Source organism: Sphingomonas parapaucimobilis NBRC 15100 (assembly GCF_000787715.1).
Classification (GTDB): Bacteria; Pseudomonadota; Alphaproteobacteria; order Sphingomonadales; family Sphingomonadaceae; genus Sphingomonas; species Sphingomonas parapaucimobilis.
This window is the reverse complement of sequence record NZ_BBPI01000025.1, coordinates 13,724-29,006: the sequence shown is the minus strand read 5'-3', so window position 1 is coordinate 29,006 and position 15,283 is coordinate 13,724. Positions and strand designations below refer to the sequence as shown.

At 67.0% G+C, this 15,283-nt stretch carries 13 protein-coding genes and 1 riboswitch; of the genes, 6 read left to right on the top strand and 7 right to left on the bottom strand.

What is annotated here, in order from left to right; translation table 11 throughout:
• Positions 1–185: 185 nt before the first annotated feature.
• Together rnr and SP5_RS04555 are read left to right on the top strand one after the other, a co-directional pair.
• Entirely contained in the window at positions 186–2,384 is a 2,199-nt protein-coding gene (gene rnr / locus SP5_RS04560; RefSeq protein ID WP_042484736.1) for a ribonuclease R, read from the top strand.
• A 143-nt stretch (positions 2,385–2,527) separates the two neighbouring features.
• Positions 2,528–3,496 (top strand): glutathione S-transferase family protein, encoded by a 969-nt coding sequence (locus SP5_RS04555; protein ID WP_042484733.1) that lies wholly within the window; start codon positions 2,528–2,530, stop codon positions 3,494–3,496.
• Positions 3,497–3,645: 149 nt separating this feature from the next.
• Here the strand turns inward: SP5_RS04555 and proS are convergent, their stop codons facing one another.
• Positions 3,646–5,178 (bottom strand): proline--tRNA ligase, encoded by a 1,533-nt coding sequence (proS, locus tag SP5_RS04550; protein ID WP_042484732.1) that lies wholly within the window; start codon positions 5,176–5,178, stop codon positions 3,646–3,648.
• A gap of 92 nt (positions 5,179–5,270) precedes the next feature.
• Here proS and SP5_RS04545 point away from each other — a divergent pair, with 92 nt between their 5' ends.
• Entirely contained in the window at positions 5,271–6,167 is an 897-nt protein-coding gene (locus SP5_RS04545; protein ID WP_042484725.1) for a DMT family transporter, read from the top strand.
• Between the two features lie 129 nt (positions 6,168–6,296).
• Here the strand turns inward: SP5_RS04545 and bluB are convergent, their stop codons facing one another.
• Positions 6,297–6,920 (bottom strand): 5,6-dimethylbenzimidazole synthase, encoded by a 624-nt coding sequence (gene bluB / locus SP5_RS04540; RefSeq protein ID WP_042484823.1) that lies wholly within the window; start codon positions 6,918–6,920, stop codon positions 6,297–6,299.
• A gap of 99 nt (positions 6,921–7,019) precedes the next feature.
• Here bluB and SP5_RS04535 point away from each other — a divergent pair, with 99 nt between their 5' ends.
• Positions 7,020–7,277: a SemiSWEET family transporter gene (locus tag SP5_RS04535; RefSeq protein WP_198930437.1), complete on the top strand. Its 258-nt coding sequence runs from the start codon at positions 7,020–7,022 to the stop codon at positions 7,275–7,277.
• 178 nt (positions 7,278–7,455) lie between these two features.
• Here the strand turns inward: SP5_RS04535 and gcvPB are convergent, their stop codons facing one another.
• From gcvPB to SP5_RS04510, 5 genes are all read right to left on the bottom strand, one after another.
• Complete coding sequence (gcvPB, locus tag SP5_RS04530) at positions 7,456–9,012, bottom strand: aminomethyl-transferring glycine dehydrogenase subunit GcvPB (RefSeq protein ID WP_042484719.1); 1,557 nt, start codon at positions 9,010–9,012, stop codon at positions 7,456–7,458.
• A complete protein-coding gene (gene gcvPA, locus SP5_RS04525; protein ID WP_042484820.1) occupies positions 9,009–10,367 on the bottom strand; it encodes an aminomethyl-transferring glycine dehydrogenase subunit GcvPA in 1,359 nt (452 codons plus the stop codon). The genes gcvPB and gcvPA overlap by 4 nt, the downstream gene beginning before the upstream one ends.
• 185 nt (positions 10,368–10,552) lie before the next feature.
• Entirely contained in the window at positions 10,553–10,924 is a 372-nt protein-coding gene (gene gcvH / locus SP5_RS04520; protein WP_042484716.1) for a glycine cleavage system protein GcvH, read from the bottom strand.
• A gap of 2 nt (positions 10,925–10,926) precedes the next feature.
• A complete protein-coding gene (gcvT, locus tag SP5_RS04515) occupies positions 10,927–12,102 on the bottom strand; it encodes a glycine cleavage system aminomethyltransferase GcvT (protein WP_083748063.1) in 1,176 nt (391 codons plus the stop codon).
• 162 nt (positions 12,103–12,264) lie between these two features.
• Positions 12,265–12,373, bottom strand: a riboswitch (glycine riboswitch).
• Between the two features lie 236 nt (positions 12,374–12,609).
• The gene (locus SP5_RS04510) at positions 12,610–13,248 is read right to left on the bottom strand and encodes a hypothetical protein (RefSeq protein ID WP_042484713.1); all 639 of its coding nucleotides are present in this window, start codon (positions 13,246–13,248) and stop codon (positions 12,610–12,612) included.
• Between the two features lie 102 nt (positions 13,249–13,350).
• Here SP5_RS04510 and ispH point away from each other — a divergent pair, with 102 nt between their 5' ends.
• Together ispH and thrB are read left to right on the top strand one after the other, a co-directional pair.
• Positions 13,351–14,319, top strand: a complete 969-nt coding sequence (gene ispH / locus SP5_RS04505; protein ID WP_042484710.1) for a 4-hydroxy-3-methylbut-2-enyl diphosphate reductase — start codon at positions 13,351–13,353, stop codon at positions 14,317–14,319.
• Positions 14,320–14,322: 3 nt separating this feature from the next.
• On the top strand, positions 14,323–15,276 hold the full coding sequence (thrB, locus tag SP5_RS04500) for a homoserine kinase (protein ID WP_042484707.1): 954 nt from the start codon (positions 14,323–14,325) through the stop codon (positions 15,274–15,276).
• The last annotated feature ends 7 nt before the right edge of the window (positions 15,277–15,283 follow it).

Here is a 15,283-nt window from a genome sequence, read left to right as displayed (position 1 = left end):
TGTCGTTATTAATCCTCCCCTGCAAGGGGAGGGGGACCAGCGAAGCTGGTGGAGGGGGCGTTCCACCAAGCGAACCCTATGTGGCGATCCCCCTCCACCACCGCTTCGCGGCGGTCCCCCTCCCCATGCCGGGGAGGATCAGCTTCGGGGGTGACGCCGCCTCCCCTACCCCCTATCTCCACCCCATGAAAAAACCCCAGCCGGGTCTGCCGACCCGTGAGCAAATCCTCGCCTTCATCGAACAGTCGGACCAGCCCGCTGGCAAGCGTGAGATCGCGCGCGCCTTCGGCCTCTCTGCGCAGGAAAAGATCGGTCTGAAGGCGCTGCTCAAGGACATGGCCGATGAAGGGCTGATCGACAGCGCACCGGGCCGCGCCTTTCACAAGATGGGCGGGCTGCCCAAGGTGACGGTGCTGCGCGTCGTCGATGTCGATGACGGCGGCAATGTCTGGGGCCAGCCCGAACGCTGGGAAGCGGACGGCATCCCCATCCCCCGCCTGCGCATCCGCGAGCGCAAGCGCGGGAGCCTCGGCATCGGCCAGCGCGTGCTGGCGCGGACCGAGGAAGCGGGCGGCGGCTGGATCGCGCATGTCATGAAGACGATCGCCCCCGCCTCCGAACAGGTGCTGGGCGTGCTGCGCGAGGAAGCGGGGCGGTTCTGGCTGACCTCCGTCGACAAGAAGGACCGGCGCGAGATGCTGGTGTCCGACACCGGGGCTGCGGAAGCGGGCGACCTGGTGCTGGCCGAGAAGGCGGGCCGCCCGCCGCGCATCACCGCAAAGGTGGTCGAGCGGCTGGGCGATCCCTTCGCCCCGCGCAGCTTCTCGCTGATCGCGATCCACAAGTTCGAAATCCCCGACCGCTTCCAGCCGGAGACGCTGGAAGAGGCGGCGCGGGTCGCGCGCCAGCCCTTGGGCGACGACCGCGAAGACTTGCGCGACCTGCCCATCGTCGCGATCGATCCGGTCGATGCGCGCGACCATGACGATGCGGTCTGGGCCGCGCCCGACGACGACCCCGCCAACCCGGAAGGCTGGCGCGCCATCGTCGCCATCGCGGACGTCAGCTTCTATGTTCGCCCCGGCTCGGCGATTGACAAGGATGCGCGGCGGCGCGGCAACTCGGTCTATTTCCCCGACCGGGTCGTGCCGATGCTGCCCGAGATCCTGTCGGCCGATGTCTGTTCGCTAAAGGAGGGGGAGGACCGCGCCGCGCTGGCCTGTCACCTTCAGATCACCAAGGACGGCAAGCTCAAGGGGTTCCGCTTCACCCGCGCGGTCGTGCGGCTGGCGGCGAACATCGCTTACGAGGATGCGCAGGCCGCCATCGATGGCGAGTTGTCGCATCCGCTGACCGAGACGGCGCTGCAACCGCTCTGGGGCTGCTGGGACGCGCTCGCCAAGGCGCGAGATGATCGCGAACCGCTCGACCTGGACCTGCCCGAGCGGCGCGTGGTGCTGGACCAGAATGGCCGCATCCTGTCGGTCGCCCCGCGTGCGCGGCTGGATGCACACCGGCTGATCGAGGATTACATGATCGCCGCCAACGTCGCCGCCGCCAAGGCGCTGGAGGCGAAGAAGGCCCCAGTCATGTACCGCGTCCATGAGGTGCCCAGCCGCACCAAGCTGGTCGCGTTGAAGGAGTATCTCGAAACCTTCGACATCCCGTTTGCCATGGGACAGGTGATCCGCCCGGCGACCTTCAACCGGATCGTAGACAAGGTGGGCGACGCCGATTTCCGGCCGCAGGTGATGGAACAGATCCTCCGCTCGCAGACCCAGGCCTATTATGCGCCGGTCAATCAGGGGCATTTCGGCCTGTCGCTGGGGTCATACGCGCATTTCACCTCGCCGATCCGGCGCTATGCCGATCTGGTCGTCCACCGCGCGCTGGTGGGGGCGTATAAGCTGGGCGATGGCGGGTTGCTGCCCGAAGGCGACGAGATGGAGCGGCTGGGCACCTCGATCAGCCAGATGGAGCGCCGCGCGATGGAGGCGGAGCGCGAGACGATCGACCGCTATGTCGCGGCCTATCTGTCCGAGCATGTCGGGCAGGTGGTCGAGACGCGGATCACCGGCGTCACCAATTTCGGCTTTTTCGCGACCGTCGACGGCGTGGGTGGTGACGGGCTGATGCCGATCCGAGATCTGGGCGGCGATTACTTCCATTATGACGAAGGCTCGCAGCAGCTGCTCGGCGAGAAGAGCCGCGAAATCTACAAGCTGGGCCAGCGCCTGCCGCTGCGCCTGGCCGAGGCGAACCCGGTGTCGGGGGCGCTGCGCTTCGAGCTGCCCGATGGCAAGGGCGCTGCTCCTGAACCGCGCCGGGTGCTGAAACGGCGCGGGCGCCCCGCGAACATCCGCCACAACGGCAAACGGCGCTGACGGAGGGGGGGCTTCCACAAGCGACTCGCTTAACGGCACCCCCCTCCACCACCGCTTCGCGGCGGTCCCCCTCCCCGTATCGGGGAGGATAGTGGGATCGCTCCCCCACCCCCATGCGTACCCTCATCAAAGGAGACACACGCATGGGCAATATGGTGGACGGCGTCTGGCACGCCGAGGGACTGTTCAAGTCGGACGCAAAGGGCAGCTTTCAGCGTCCCGATTCGGGCTTTCGCGACTGGGTGACAGCGGGGGGCGAACCCGGCCCGGACGGCCAGCCCGGCCACCGCGCCGAGGCGGGACGCTATCACCTCTATGTCTCCTATGCCTGCCCCTGGGCACATCGCACGATGATCGTCCGGGCGCTCAAAGGGCTGGAGGATATGATCGGCCTGTCGGTGGTCGATCCGCTGATGCGCGAGAATGGCTGGACCTTCGCCACCGAGCGCGGCGGAACCGGCGATCCCCTGCACGGCGCGGACTATCTCTGGCAACTCTATGGCCGCGCGCGTGATGGCTATAGCGGCAAGGTGACGGTGCCGGTCCTGTGGGACAAGGAACGCGACACGATCGTCAGCAACGAATCGGCCGAGATCATCCGCATGTTGAACACCGCGTTCGACGGACTGGGCGCGCGGGAGGGGGATTATTACCCGCCCGAGCTTCGCGACGAGATCGATGCGGTGAACGCCCCCGTCTATGACCGGGTGAATAACGGCGTCTACAAATGCGGCTTCGCCAAGTCGCAGCAAGCCTATGACGCGGCGGTCGGCCCGCTATTCGCCGAGCTGGACCGGCTGGAAGAGCGGCTGACCGGCCGTGAATGGCTGGTCGGCGACCGGTTGACGGAAGCGGATATCCGGCTGTTCACCACGCTTGTCCGTTTCGATGCGGTCTATCACGGGCATTTCAAATGCAATGTCCGGCGGGTGCGGGATTATCCGGCGCTCGAGGGCCTGCTGGAGCGGATGCTGGCGATCCCGGAGATTGCGGCGACGGTGCATCTCGATCACATCAAGACGCATTATTACGCCAGCCATCTGGAGCTGAACCCGACCGGGATTGTACCTGCCGGGCCGGACTTGCCGTGGGCGGGGTTGGTTCGGGGATAACACTTCTTCTTATTCTTTAAGCCCCTCCCGCAAGCGGGAGGGGTTTGGGGAGGGCAAGGAGTCTCACCGAGACCATCGCTTGTGGCCTGCCCTCCCCCATCCCCTCCCGCAAGCGGGAGGGGCGTGCCTGGCATTGGGCGTTCGGCTACTTAATACGCCCGACCGATCAGCACACGCTCGACCGCCTCGCGGCCGGTGAAGATGCAGGGGCCATCGTCGCAACCGGTCTGGCCCATCGGCGCATTGCGGATGGTCAGCTTCAGGCCCTTCAGCTTCTCGACCACCGTGTCCAGTTCCTCGCCGGTCGGCTTGGCCCAGCGGACATCGACCCAGCCGGGGTTCTTGCGCGCTTCCGCGAAATGCGCCTCGACAGCGGCCCAGTCGTCCACCGGCACGATCTGCGCCTTCAGCCGCTCGGTCGACTGGCGCTGGAGTTCGCCCTGGATGTCGGCCAGCAGGTCCGCGACGCCCGACACGAAATCGCCCCGCGGCTGCACGACCGAGTCGAGCTTGCCGTCCTCGCGGTACAGCCGGTCGCGGCGGATGACCGAAACATTGCCGCCCGCCATGTCGCGGCCGCCGACCTCGATCACGATCGGCGCGCCCTTCTTGACCCAGCCCCAGCGCTTGTTGGCGGCCTTTTGCGCACGGCCATCGACCATCGCGCGGATCGGCTCGCCCAGCGCGGACTGGCCGACCAGTTCCTTTTGCAGATCGCGGCAATAGGCCAGCAGCGCCTCGTCCTCGGGCTGGTCGCGCAGCATGGGGACGATCACCACCTGCCACGGCGCGACCTTGGGCGGCACGCGCATCCCGTCATCGTCGCCATGGACCATGATCATGCCGCCGATCATCCGGGTCGACACGCCCCAGCTCGTCGTCTGCGCATAATCCAGCCCGCCCTCGGCATTCTGGAAGCGGATATTCTGCGCCTTGGCGAAATTGTCGCCCAGGAAATGGCTGGTCCCGGCCTGGAGCGCCTTGCCGTCCTGCATCATCGCCTCGATCGAATAGGTCTCGACCGCGCCGGGGAAACGCTCATTCTCGGGCTTCTCGCCCGCGATGACGTGGATCGCCAGGCAATCCTCGGCAAAGCTGCGGTACACTTCGAGCATCTGGATCGTCTCGGCGCGGGCCTCATCGACCGTTGCATGGGCGGTATGCCCCTCCTGCCACAGGAATTCGGCGGTGCGCAGGAACATTCGGGTGCGCATTTCCCAGCGGACGACATTGGCCCACTGGTTGATGAGCACCGGCAGGTCGCGCCACGACTGGACCCATCGGGCAAAGGCGGTGCCGATCACCGTCTCCGAGGTCGGGCGCACGACCAGCGGCTCTTCCAGCTTCGCCTCGGGATCGGGAACCAGCCCGCCCTTGCCGTCGGCGATCAGCCGGTGATGCGTGACGACCGCCATTTCCTTGGCGAAGCCGTCGACATGCTCGGCCTCCTTCTCGAAATAGCTGAGCGGGATGAAGAGCGGGAAATAGCAATTCTCGTGGCCGGTCGCCTTGATGCGATCGTCGAGCAGGCGCTGGATCCGCTCCCAGATGCCATAGCCCCAGGGGCGGATGACCATGCAGCCGCGAACGCCCGATTCCTCGGCCAGATCGCCCTCGGCGATGACGGACTGATACCAGGCGGAGAAATCCGCGTCGCGGGTGACGGACAGAGCATGCTTCATGCGTGCGCGATAGCGGCAAAGGGGGCGGTTCGCCAAGGGGGCGGACGCCTGCGGCCTTTCGTCATCGGCGCGCAGCGGCTAGGAGCCGCCCCATGTCCGACGACCGCGTGCTGAAAGGCATCGGCCTGCGCCTGATCGCCATCTTCTTCCTGTCGACCATGTCGGCCTTTGTGAAGCTGGCCGAGTCGCGCGGGGCGACCTTGTCCGAAACCATGTTCTTTCGCCAGCTGTGCGCGCTGCCGGTCGTGCTCGCCTTCGTCCTGGCGGGGCCGGGCCTTGCCTCGCTGCGCACCACGCGGCTGAAGGGCCATGCCAAGCGGGCGATGGTCGGGCTGGTCGGCATGGTCTTCACCTTCGGCGCGGTGATGCTGTTGCCGCTGGCCGAGGCGACGACCTTCCAGTTCACCGTGCCGATCTTCGCCACGCTGCTGGGCGCGCTGGTGCTGGGCGAGAAGACGGGGGTGCAACGTTGGGCGGCGGTGCTGGTCGGCTTTGCGGGCGTATTGCTGGTCGTGCGGCCAGGGGCCAGCGACATGTCGCTGTTCGGGGCGGGCGTCGGGCTGATGGCGGCGATGTTCGTCGCGATCGTCGCTATCGTCCTGCGCCAGTTGCGCGACGAGCCCGCCACCACGACCGTCTTCTATTTCACCGTCCTGACCCTGCCCTTTATCGCCGTGCCCTATGCCTTCCACCTCAAGATGCACGATCCGCTGACCTGGGTGGTGCTGGTGTCGATCGGGCTGGCGGGCGGCCTGGGGCAGCTGGCGCTCACCGGCGCGTCGCGGCTGGCGCCGGTCGCCGCGGTGGTCCCGATGGACTATTCGGGGCTGATCTGGGCTACCATCTATGGCTGGCTGATCTTCGGCGTGCTGCCCACGGCGGGCACATGGCTCGGCGCGCCGGTCATCATCGCGAGCGGACTGTTCATCGTCTGGCGCGAACAGCGGCTGGGCAAGCAGCAGACCAGTTCGGCGGCGGCGGAGGACTGATCCTCCCCGGCACGGGGAGGGAGACCATGCGCAGCATGGTGGAGGGGGCGTGCGGCCGGGGACGTCCCGTGCGGAAGTCCCCCTCCGTCAGGCCTTCGGCCTGCCACCTCCCCGTGCCGGGGAGGATTTTCAGCGCACATCCCAGCGGGTCGGCGCATTTTCCTGCCACCCGGCCCGGTGGAGCAGCGGCGTGTCGTCGTCCCATTCGGCGTGGCCGATACAAAGATACGCCGTGAAGGCCCAGTCCTTGGGCACCGCGAAGATCCGCTCCATCGCGGCGGGGTCGAGGATCGACACCATCCCCATCCCCAGATTGGCCGCGCGCGCCGCCAGCCACAGCGTGTGAATCGCCATCGCGGTCGACTGGCGCAGCGTCTCGGGCATGGTGCGACGGCCCAGACCATGGCCCGCCGCCGGATCGATATGGGTGAAGACCGCCAGCTGCACCGGCGCGGCGTCCAGCCCGGCCAGCTTCAGCGCGCGGTATGCGGCGGCCTGTTCGTCGGCATAGTCGGCCGCTGCCACCGCGTCGCATCGCTGGAAATCGGCGCGGACGGCGGCCCGCAGCGCGGGGTCCTCGACCCGGATCACCCGCCACGGCCGGGCATTGCCGACCGAAGGAGCCAGCGCCATCGCCTCGGCCAGCCGGGCCAGCGCCGCTTCGTCCACCGGACGGTCCAGGAAATGCCGGACATCGCGCCGCCAGCGCAGGATGGCGTCCAGCGACCGGGCCTGGGTTTCGTCAAAGCGCATGATCGCCCTCTCCCCGGCCCGGAGCATCCTGCCGCCCTTGCGCATTGTGCGGGAACGCTTCAATCGATTTATCAGCCATTTTGAGGAGATCCCGACACTGTGAGCGAACGGAAATTGATGCTGCTCGGCTGGATTGCGACGGCCACCGCCGTGGCGATGTATCTGTCCTATATCGACCAGATTCAGCTCAATCTGGCGGGACAAAAGGGTTCGGTGATTCAGCCGCTGGCGACGATGGTGAATTGCTCGCTCTGGGTCGCGTACGGATTTTTGCGTGAGAAGCGCGATTGGCCCATTGTATTCGCCAATGCGCCGGGCGTGATACTGGGCGGAATCTGTTTGTTTACAGCACTCTAGAGCATGACGACATGGGATAGAACCAAGCCTAGCCCCTCCCCTTCAGGGGAGAGGTTGGGGTGGGGCGTCGCCGAAGACAGCATGCTTGCGGAAATGCCCCACCCCCGGCCCCTCCCCTGAAGGGGAGGGGTGAGTCCACCTCATGTCATCACGCCTCAGACGGCGCGGGATCGACCGATCAGGCCGCCTTGTCCTTCCACACCAGCACGGGCTTGCGCGCGGCCAGCGTTTCGTCGAGCCGCGCGCGCGGCGCGAAGTGCGGCGCGGTCTTGAGCGACTGGTCGCCCGCCTTGGCACGCTCCGCCACCGACGCCAGCGCGCCGATGAACTGGTCGAGCGCCGCCTTCGACTCGGTCTCGGTCGGCTCGACCAGCATCGCGCCGTGGACGACCAGCGGGAAGTACATGGTCATCGGGTGGAAACCCTCGTCGATCAGCGCCTTGGCGACGTCGATCGTCGAGAAGCCCTCGGCCAGGCCTTCGTCCGAGAAGATGGCTTCGTGCATGCACGGGCCGCTCTTGGCGAAGGGGGCGTCGAGCGTGTTTTCCAGCGAGCGCAGGACATAGTTGGCGTTGAGCACCGCATCCTCGGCGACTTGGCGCAGGCCGTCCGCGCCGTGGCTGAGGATATAGGTCAGCGCGCGGGTGAACATACCCATCTGGCCGTGGAAGGCGACCATGCGGCCGAAGCTGTCGGCGTGATGGTCGTCGGCATTTTCTTCCTCGACCAGCCGGAAGCCCTCGCCCGTCTTCTCGACGAAGGGCAGCGGGGCGAAGGGCGTCAGCGCCTCGGAGAACACCACCGGCCCCGAACCCGGCCCGCCGCCGCCATGCGGGGTCGAGAAGGTCTTGTGCAGGTTGATGTGCATCGCATCGACGCCCAGATCGCCCGGACGCACACGACCCACGATCGCGTTGAAGTTCGCGCCGTCGCAATAGACATAGCCGCCCGCTGCATGAACCGCGTCGGAAATGTCCTTCAGGTCCCGCTCGAACAGGCCGCAGGTGTTTGGGTTGGTGATCATCACCCCCGCCACGTCCGGCCCCAGACGGCTTTTAAGCGCCGCCGTGTCGACACGGCCATCCGCAGTCGCGGGGATGTCCTCGACCGAGAAGCCCGCAAACGCCGCCGTCGCCGGGTTGGTGCCGTGCGCCGATTCGGGCACCAGGATCACCTTGCGATGGCCTTGCCCACGCTTTTCCAGCGCCGCCTTGATCGCCAGGATGCCGCACAGCTCGCCATGCGCGCCCGCCTTAGGGCTCATCGCGACCGAGGTCATGCCGGTCAGCGTGACCAGCCAGTGGGCCAGCTGGTGAATAACCTCCAGCGCGCCCTGCACCGTGTCGACGGGCTGGAGCGGGTGAACGTCGCTGAACCCCGGCAGGCGCGCCATCTTCTCGTTCAGGCGCGGATTGTGCTTCATCGTGCACGAGCCGAGCGGGAACAGGCCCAGGTCGATCGCGTAATTCTGGCGCGACAGACGGGTATAGTGGCGGACCGTCTCCGGCTCCGACAGACCCGGCAGGCCGATCGGGTCCTTGCGCGACAGGTCGCCCAGGCGCGAACCGGCGACATCGCCGTCCGCGAAGTCGACGCCGGTCGTCTCGCTATCGCCGATCTCGAAGATCAGCGCCTCTTCCAGCATCAGCGCGCGGTTGCCGGTGAAGGTCGCGGGGACCGTCGCTTCATTGGCTTCGGGGCTCGTGGGCTTCCAGCCGCTCTGGTTGATCGTCATGCCAGCACCTCCTCAAGCGCTTGGGCAAGCGTCTCGATATCCTCCGCCGTCACCGTTTCGGTGACCGCCACCACCAGTCCGTTGGCGAGTGCGTCCTCGCCCGGATAGAGCCGTCCGAGCGACACGCCTGCCAGCACGCCGCGCTCGGCCAGCGTCCGCACGATCGGCCGCGCCTCGCGGCCCAGATCGAGCGTGAACTCGTTGAAGAACACGTCGTTGACCAGCTTGACGCCAGGCACCTTCGCCAGACGATCGGCCGCGCGGCAGGCGTTCGCGTGGTTGATCCCCGCCATGCGGCGCAGACCCGCCTCGCCCAGCAGCGTCATGTGGATCGAGAAGGCGAGCGCGCACAGCCCCGAATTGGTGCAGATGTTCGACGTCGCCTTTTCGCGGCGGATATGCTGCTCGCGGGTCGAGAGCGTCAGCACGAAGCCGCGCTTGCCGTCCGCGTCCACCGTTTCGCCACAGAAGCGGCCCGGCATCTGGCGGATATACTTGTCCTTGCAGCCCATCAGGCCGACATAGGGACCACCGAACTGGAGCCCGACGCCCAGCGACTGGCCTTCGCCGACGACGATGTCCGCATCCATCTCGCCCGGGCTGCGGATCGCGCCCAGCGCCACCGGCTCGGTCACGACGGCGATCAGCAGCGCCTTCTTGGCGTGGCAGGCCTCGGCCAGCGGGGTCAGGTCGGCGATGCGACCCAGAATGTCGGGATATTGCACGACGACGCACGAGGTGTCGCCGTCGATCGCCGCGATCATCTGGTCGATATCGGTCTCGGCGGTCAGCACGGGCGCAGCCGTTTCCAGCGTGTCGCCGGTATATTTCGCCATGGTCCTGGCGACCGAGACATAATGCGGGTGCAGGCCCGACGACAGGATCGCCTTGGACTTCTTGGTGATGCGCCGCGCCATGCCGATCGCTTCCCAGCAGGCGGTCGAGCCGTCATACATCGAGGCGTTGGCGACATCGGTGCCGAGCAGACGCGCGACCTGCGTCTGGAACTCGAACAGCATCTGCAACGTGCCCTGCGCGATTTCCGGCTGATAGGGCGTATAGGCGGTCAGGAACTCGCCGCGCTGGATCAGGTGATCGACGCTGGCGGGCACATGATGGCGATACGCGCCGCAGCCCAGGAAGAAGGGCACGTCGCCCGCGACCATGTTCTTGCGGGCCAGCGCCGTCATGTGCCGCTCGACCGCCAGTTCGGAGGCGTGGCCGGGCAGTCCCTCGATGGGGCCGGACAGGCGGGCGGGTTCGGGCACGTCGACGAACAGGTCGTCGACCGATCCGGCACCGATGACCGAGAGCATCTCGGCCCGATCGGAAGAGGTAAGGGGCAGGTAGCGCATGCGTTCCATTTCTCCGCCCCTCACCCCGAAAACCTCGCGGATCGAGGGGTCATCGCCCTCCCCCGACCCCTCCCGCAGGCGGGAGGGGTCGGGGGAGGGCAGTCGGCTTCAACGAGCCTGATGGTCCGAGGGAGAGCGAGTCCCCTCCCCCAGCCCCTCCCGCCTGCGGGAGGGGAGAAAGTAAGTTAGAGCTTGGCGACGAACGCGGCGTAGGCGGTTTCGTCCATCAGGCCGTCCAGCTCCGAGGCATCCGACAGCGTGATCTTAAAGAACCAGCCCTCGCCCTCGGGATCGCTGTTCACCAGCGCAGGCTCGTCGGCCAGCTGGGCATTGCCCTCGATGACGGTGCCCGACACCGGCGCATAGACGTCCGACGCGGCCTTGACCGACTCGACCACGGCGGCCTCGTCGCCCTTGGTCAGCTCGCGGCCTTCCTCAGGGACGTCGACGAACACGATGTCGCCCAGCGCGCCCTGCGCATAATCGGAGATGCCGACCGTGCCGACATCACCGTCGACGTCGATCCACTCATGATCTTCGGTGAAATAGCGGCTCATGGTCACTTGGCTCCTGAACGAACGTAACGATGGGGGACGAAGGGCATCGCCGTGACGGTGGCGTCATGGGTCTTGCCGCGCTGAAGCAGTTTGAGGGCCGTGCCGGGCGTCGCCAGCTCGGTCGGCACATAGGCCATGGCAATCGGCGCACCCATAGAGGGGGCGAAGCCGCCGCTGGTGACGCGGCCGATGACCGAGCCGTCCTCGGCGACCACCGACGCACCCTCGCGCACCGGCTGGCGGCCCGCGACGGTCAGGCCGACACGCTTGACGGCGGGGCCGTTCTCACGCTCGGCGAGGATACGCTCGGCGCCCAGGAAGTCGGCCGCCTCGCGACGCTTCTTGGCGAGCGCGAAGCCCAGATCGGCCATCACCGGCGTCGTCTCGGGGTCTAGGTCATGGCCATAGAGCGGCAACCCCGCCTCCAGACGCAGCGAGTCGCGCGCGCCCAGGCCGATCGGCTTCACTTCCGCCTGTTCGCACAGCAGGTCGGCGAAGGCGGCGGCATGTTCGGCCGGGATCGAAATCTCGTAGCCATCCTCGCCGGTATAGCCCGAGCGGCTGATCCACAGCGGCACGTCGTTCCACACGAAGTCGGCGGCGGTCATGAACACGAGGTTCTCGACGCCCGGCACGATCCGCGCCAGCGCATCGACCGCCTTCGGACCCTGGAGCGCCAGCAGCGCCTGCTCGTCGAGCAGGTTCAGCGTCGCATCGTCGGGGATGAAATCGAGCAGATAGGCGATATCGTCATACTTGGTCGCGCCGTTGACGACCATGTACAGCTCGTCCGCGCCATCGAGGGTGCGCTTCGTCACCATCAGGTCGTCGAGGATGCCGCCCTCTTCGTTGAGCAGCAGTGAATAGCGGTTCTTGCGATCGCCCAGCCCGGTGATGTCGCCCGGCAGAACCTTTTCCAGCGCGGCGATGACGGGCGCCAGGCCGTTCTCGCCGGTAAAGACGACCTGACCCATATGGCTGACGTCGAACAGCCCGGCCGACTCGCGGGTCCAGAGATGCTCGGCCATGATGCCTTCATACTGGACCGGCATCTCGTAACCGGCGAACGGGACCATCCGGCCGCCGCGCGCACGATGCCATGCGTCCAGCGGCAGCGTCTGGATGATCTCCTGACCCTCGGGGGCGTCTTCTACGTTCAGGTCGGTTGCGTCGCTCACGGGGCCGGTCTCCGTCAAAAGGGTGTCGGCTAGGGACATGACTGTCCTACCCGATCCGATCCCCCTCTGTCACGGAACCTGAGAGCTTTCGCCGGAAATTCCGGCTTACCCCTTCGGTGGCACGACGACCCGAGGCCGAGGCGCGCTTTCCAGAGTGTCGATGGCGATCGCGCGGTCCCATTTGCCTGAGAGATTCCGGGGTGGTTGCTCCTTCGGCGGCCGGGTTTGCGTCACCTGAAAGATGAACCCGGCGCTCTCCCGCGCGCGCCTATGTCGGACATGTCCGACATCGACGCCGCGCCCTCTGCCGGGCGGGTGGTTCCAAGTCAATCGGGAACGGTGGCGGCTGCGATCAATCTTGTGGATTGTGCGATGCTATTCCTCCCCTGCGAGGGGAGGTGGCAGGCCGTCAGGCCTGACGGAGGGGTGTCGCCCCCTCGATAGCGGGACACCCCTCCACCATGCTGCGCATGGTCCCCCTCCCCCTTGCAGGGGAGGAATAAGAGTTTATCGAGTCGCGTTGTACCGCAGCTGCGCGTCGGTTAGCTGGAATCCGACCAGCGCCTCGAAGCTGGCGCTCGCCACCGCCTGGCGCACTTCGGGATTGGTCAGCGGATCGACCGCCGCATCCTCGTCCCCGGCCTTGCGACGGCGGGTCAGCTTGTCGCGGACGTCCTCGGGCAGCGTCGCCGCCGCGCGCGCGATGGTGGTGGACGCCTCGCCCGCCACCTGGCCGCGTGCCTGCCCCGCATCGAAATGCACGTTCACCCGGCCGACTCGCTTGGCGACGACATTGGTCCCGCCGCGTACGATCGCGATATAGTAAGGCAGCACCACGTCGCGCGCCGCCGCCGTGTCGGTACGCCGTGCCTCGACGTCGAAACTGACCGTCGTCACGATGTCGGACCCCGCATCGGCGCAGGTGCCGCGCACATGGGTCAGGTTGGCGATCAGGTCGATCGAGCCCTGGTCGGTCGCACCCGGCGTCTTGAACAGCGTGATGTCGCCGGTCCCCGCCGCGACACCGACGATCGGGCAAGCCGAGCGGACGGCGGTGATGCCGCCCGATGCATCGATCTCGCCCGTACGGGCGCAACCGCCGAGAACGAGCGCAAGGGCGACGGGAGCGAGAAACGATGCTTTCACAGGTCGAAACGCCTATTCTGGATGCCGAAGCAGGATGCCGGTTTGGTCGCCAGCATAGGAACCGGGTTGGACGCACGCAAGCAATGGCGTAGAGCCGTGTCCATGACACCAGCCACGACCGATGCCCCGAAGCCGCCGCTCGACCTGTTGATCGCCGCCCCGCGCGGTTTCTGTGCGGGCGTCGACCGCGCCATCCGCATCGTCGAGCTGGCGCTCGAGAAACATGGCGCGCCCGTATATGTCCGGCACGAGATCGTCCATAACAAGTTCGTCGTCGACAGCCTGAAGGCCAAGGGCGCGATCTTCGTCGAGGAACTGGACGAAGTGCCCGCCAACGCGCACGTCGTCTTCTCCGCCCACGGCGTGCCAAAGTCGGTGCCCGCCGATGCCGAGAGCCGGGGCCTCGAATATTTCGACGCCACCTGCCCGCTCGTGTCGAAGGTCCACCGCCAGGCCGAACGGCTGGTCGAGATGGGCCGCCACATCGTCTTCATCGGCCATGCGGGCCACCCGGAAGTCATCGGCACCTTCGGCCAGGTGCCGCAGGGGTCCATGTCGCTGGTCGAGACGGTCGCCGATGTCGAGGCGTTCACGCCCGCCGATCCCGACAACCTCGCCTTCCTGACCCAGACCACCTTGTCGGTCGACGACACCGCCGCGACTATCACGGCGTTGCAGAGCCGCTTCCCGACGATCCAGGGGCCGCGCGGCGAGGATATCTGCTACGCCACCTCCAACCGTCAGGCCGCCGTCAAGGCCATCGCGGCCGAGTGCGACGCGGTGCTGGTGATCGGCGCGCCCAATTCCTCCAACTCGCTGCGCCTGGTCGAAGTGGCCGAGCGGGCGGGCAAGCGCGCCATGCTGATCCAGCGCGCCGCCGAACTCGACTGGGCCTTCCTGGACGGCGTGACGACGCTGGGCCTGACGGCCGGGGCCTCCGCGCCCGAACTGCTGGTCCGCGAGCTGGTCGACCGCCTGTCCGAACGCTTCACCGTCACCGAGCGCGAGGAAGAGACGACGCGCGAGACCATCGCCTTCAAGCTGCCCCGCGGGCTGGAAACGGCCGCCTGAGCCATGGCCGTCTATACGCAGGTTTCGGCCGAGGCGCTGTCCGCGTTTCTGGCACGCTATGACGTGGGCGACCTGATCTCCGCCAAGGGGATCGCCGAGGGCGTCGAGAACAGCAATTACCTGGTCGACACCACGACCGCGCGGTTCATCCTGACGCTATACGAAAAGCGCGTCGCGGCGGGCGACCTGCCTTTCTTCCTCGCGCTGCTCGACCATCTAGCGGCCAAGGGGCTGCCCGTGCCGCCCGCGATCAAGGACCGGAACGGCGTCGAGATCCAGGAATTGGCGGGCCGCCCTGCCTGCCTGATCCAGTTCCTGACCGGCGTGTCGCTGTCGCACCCCAGCCCGGCGCAGGCGCTGGCGGCGGCGGACGCGATGGGGGCGATGCACCGCGCGGTGCAGGACTTTGCGCAGACCCGCACCAATTCGATGGGCCATGCCAGCTGGCGGCCGCTGTTCGCACAATGCGGGCGCGATCTCGACCGGATTCAGCCCGGCCTGCATGACGCCATGGCCGAGGCGCTGGACACGGTGCTCGACGACTGGGACGACCAACCGCTGGATGTTTGCGTCATCCATGCCGACCTCTTCCCCGACAATGTTCTGGTGCTGGGCGACAAGGTTACCGGACTGATCGACTTTTATTTCGCCTGCACCGATTTCCGCGTCTACGACCTTGCCATCATGCACTCCGCCTGGAGTTTCGACGCAACCGGCGAGACCTATGTGCCCGAGATCGGCGCGGCTTTGGTCGAGGGTTATGCCCGCCACTTCCCGCTGTCCGACACCGAGCGGGCGGCGTTCGCAAAGCTGGCGATGGGGGCCTGTCTGCGCTTTGCCCTGTCGCGCGCCTGGGACTGGCTGAACACCCCCGCCGATGCGCTGGTGACGCGCAAGGACCCGCTGGCCTATTGGCGGCGCTATATCGCCTATCGCGACGGAAAGGCCGGCCTGTGACGCCCCC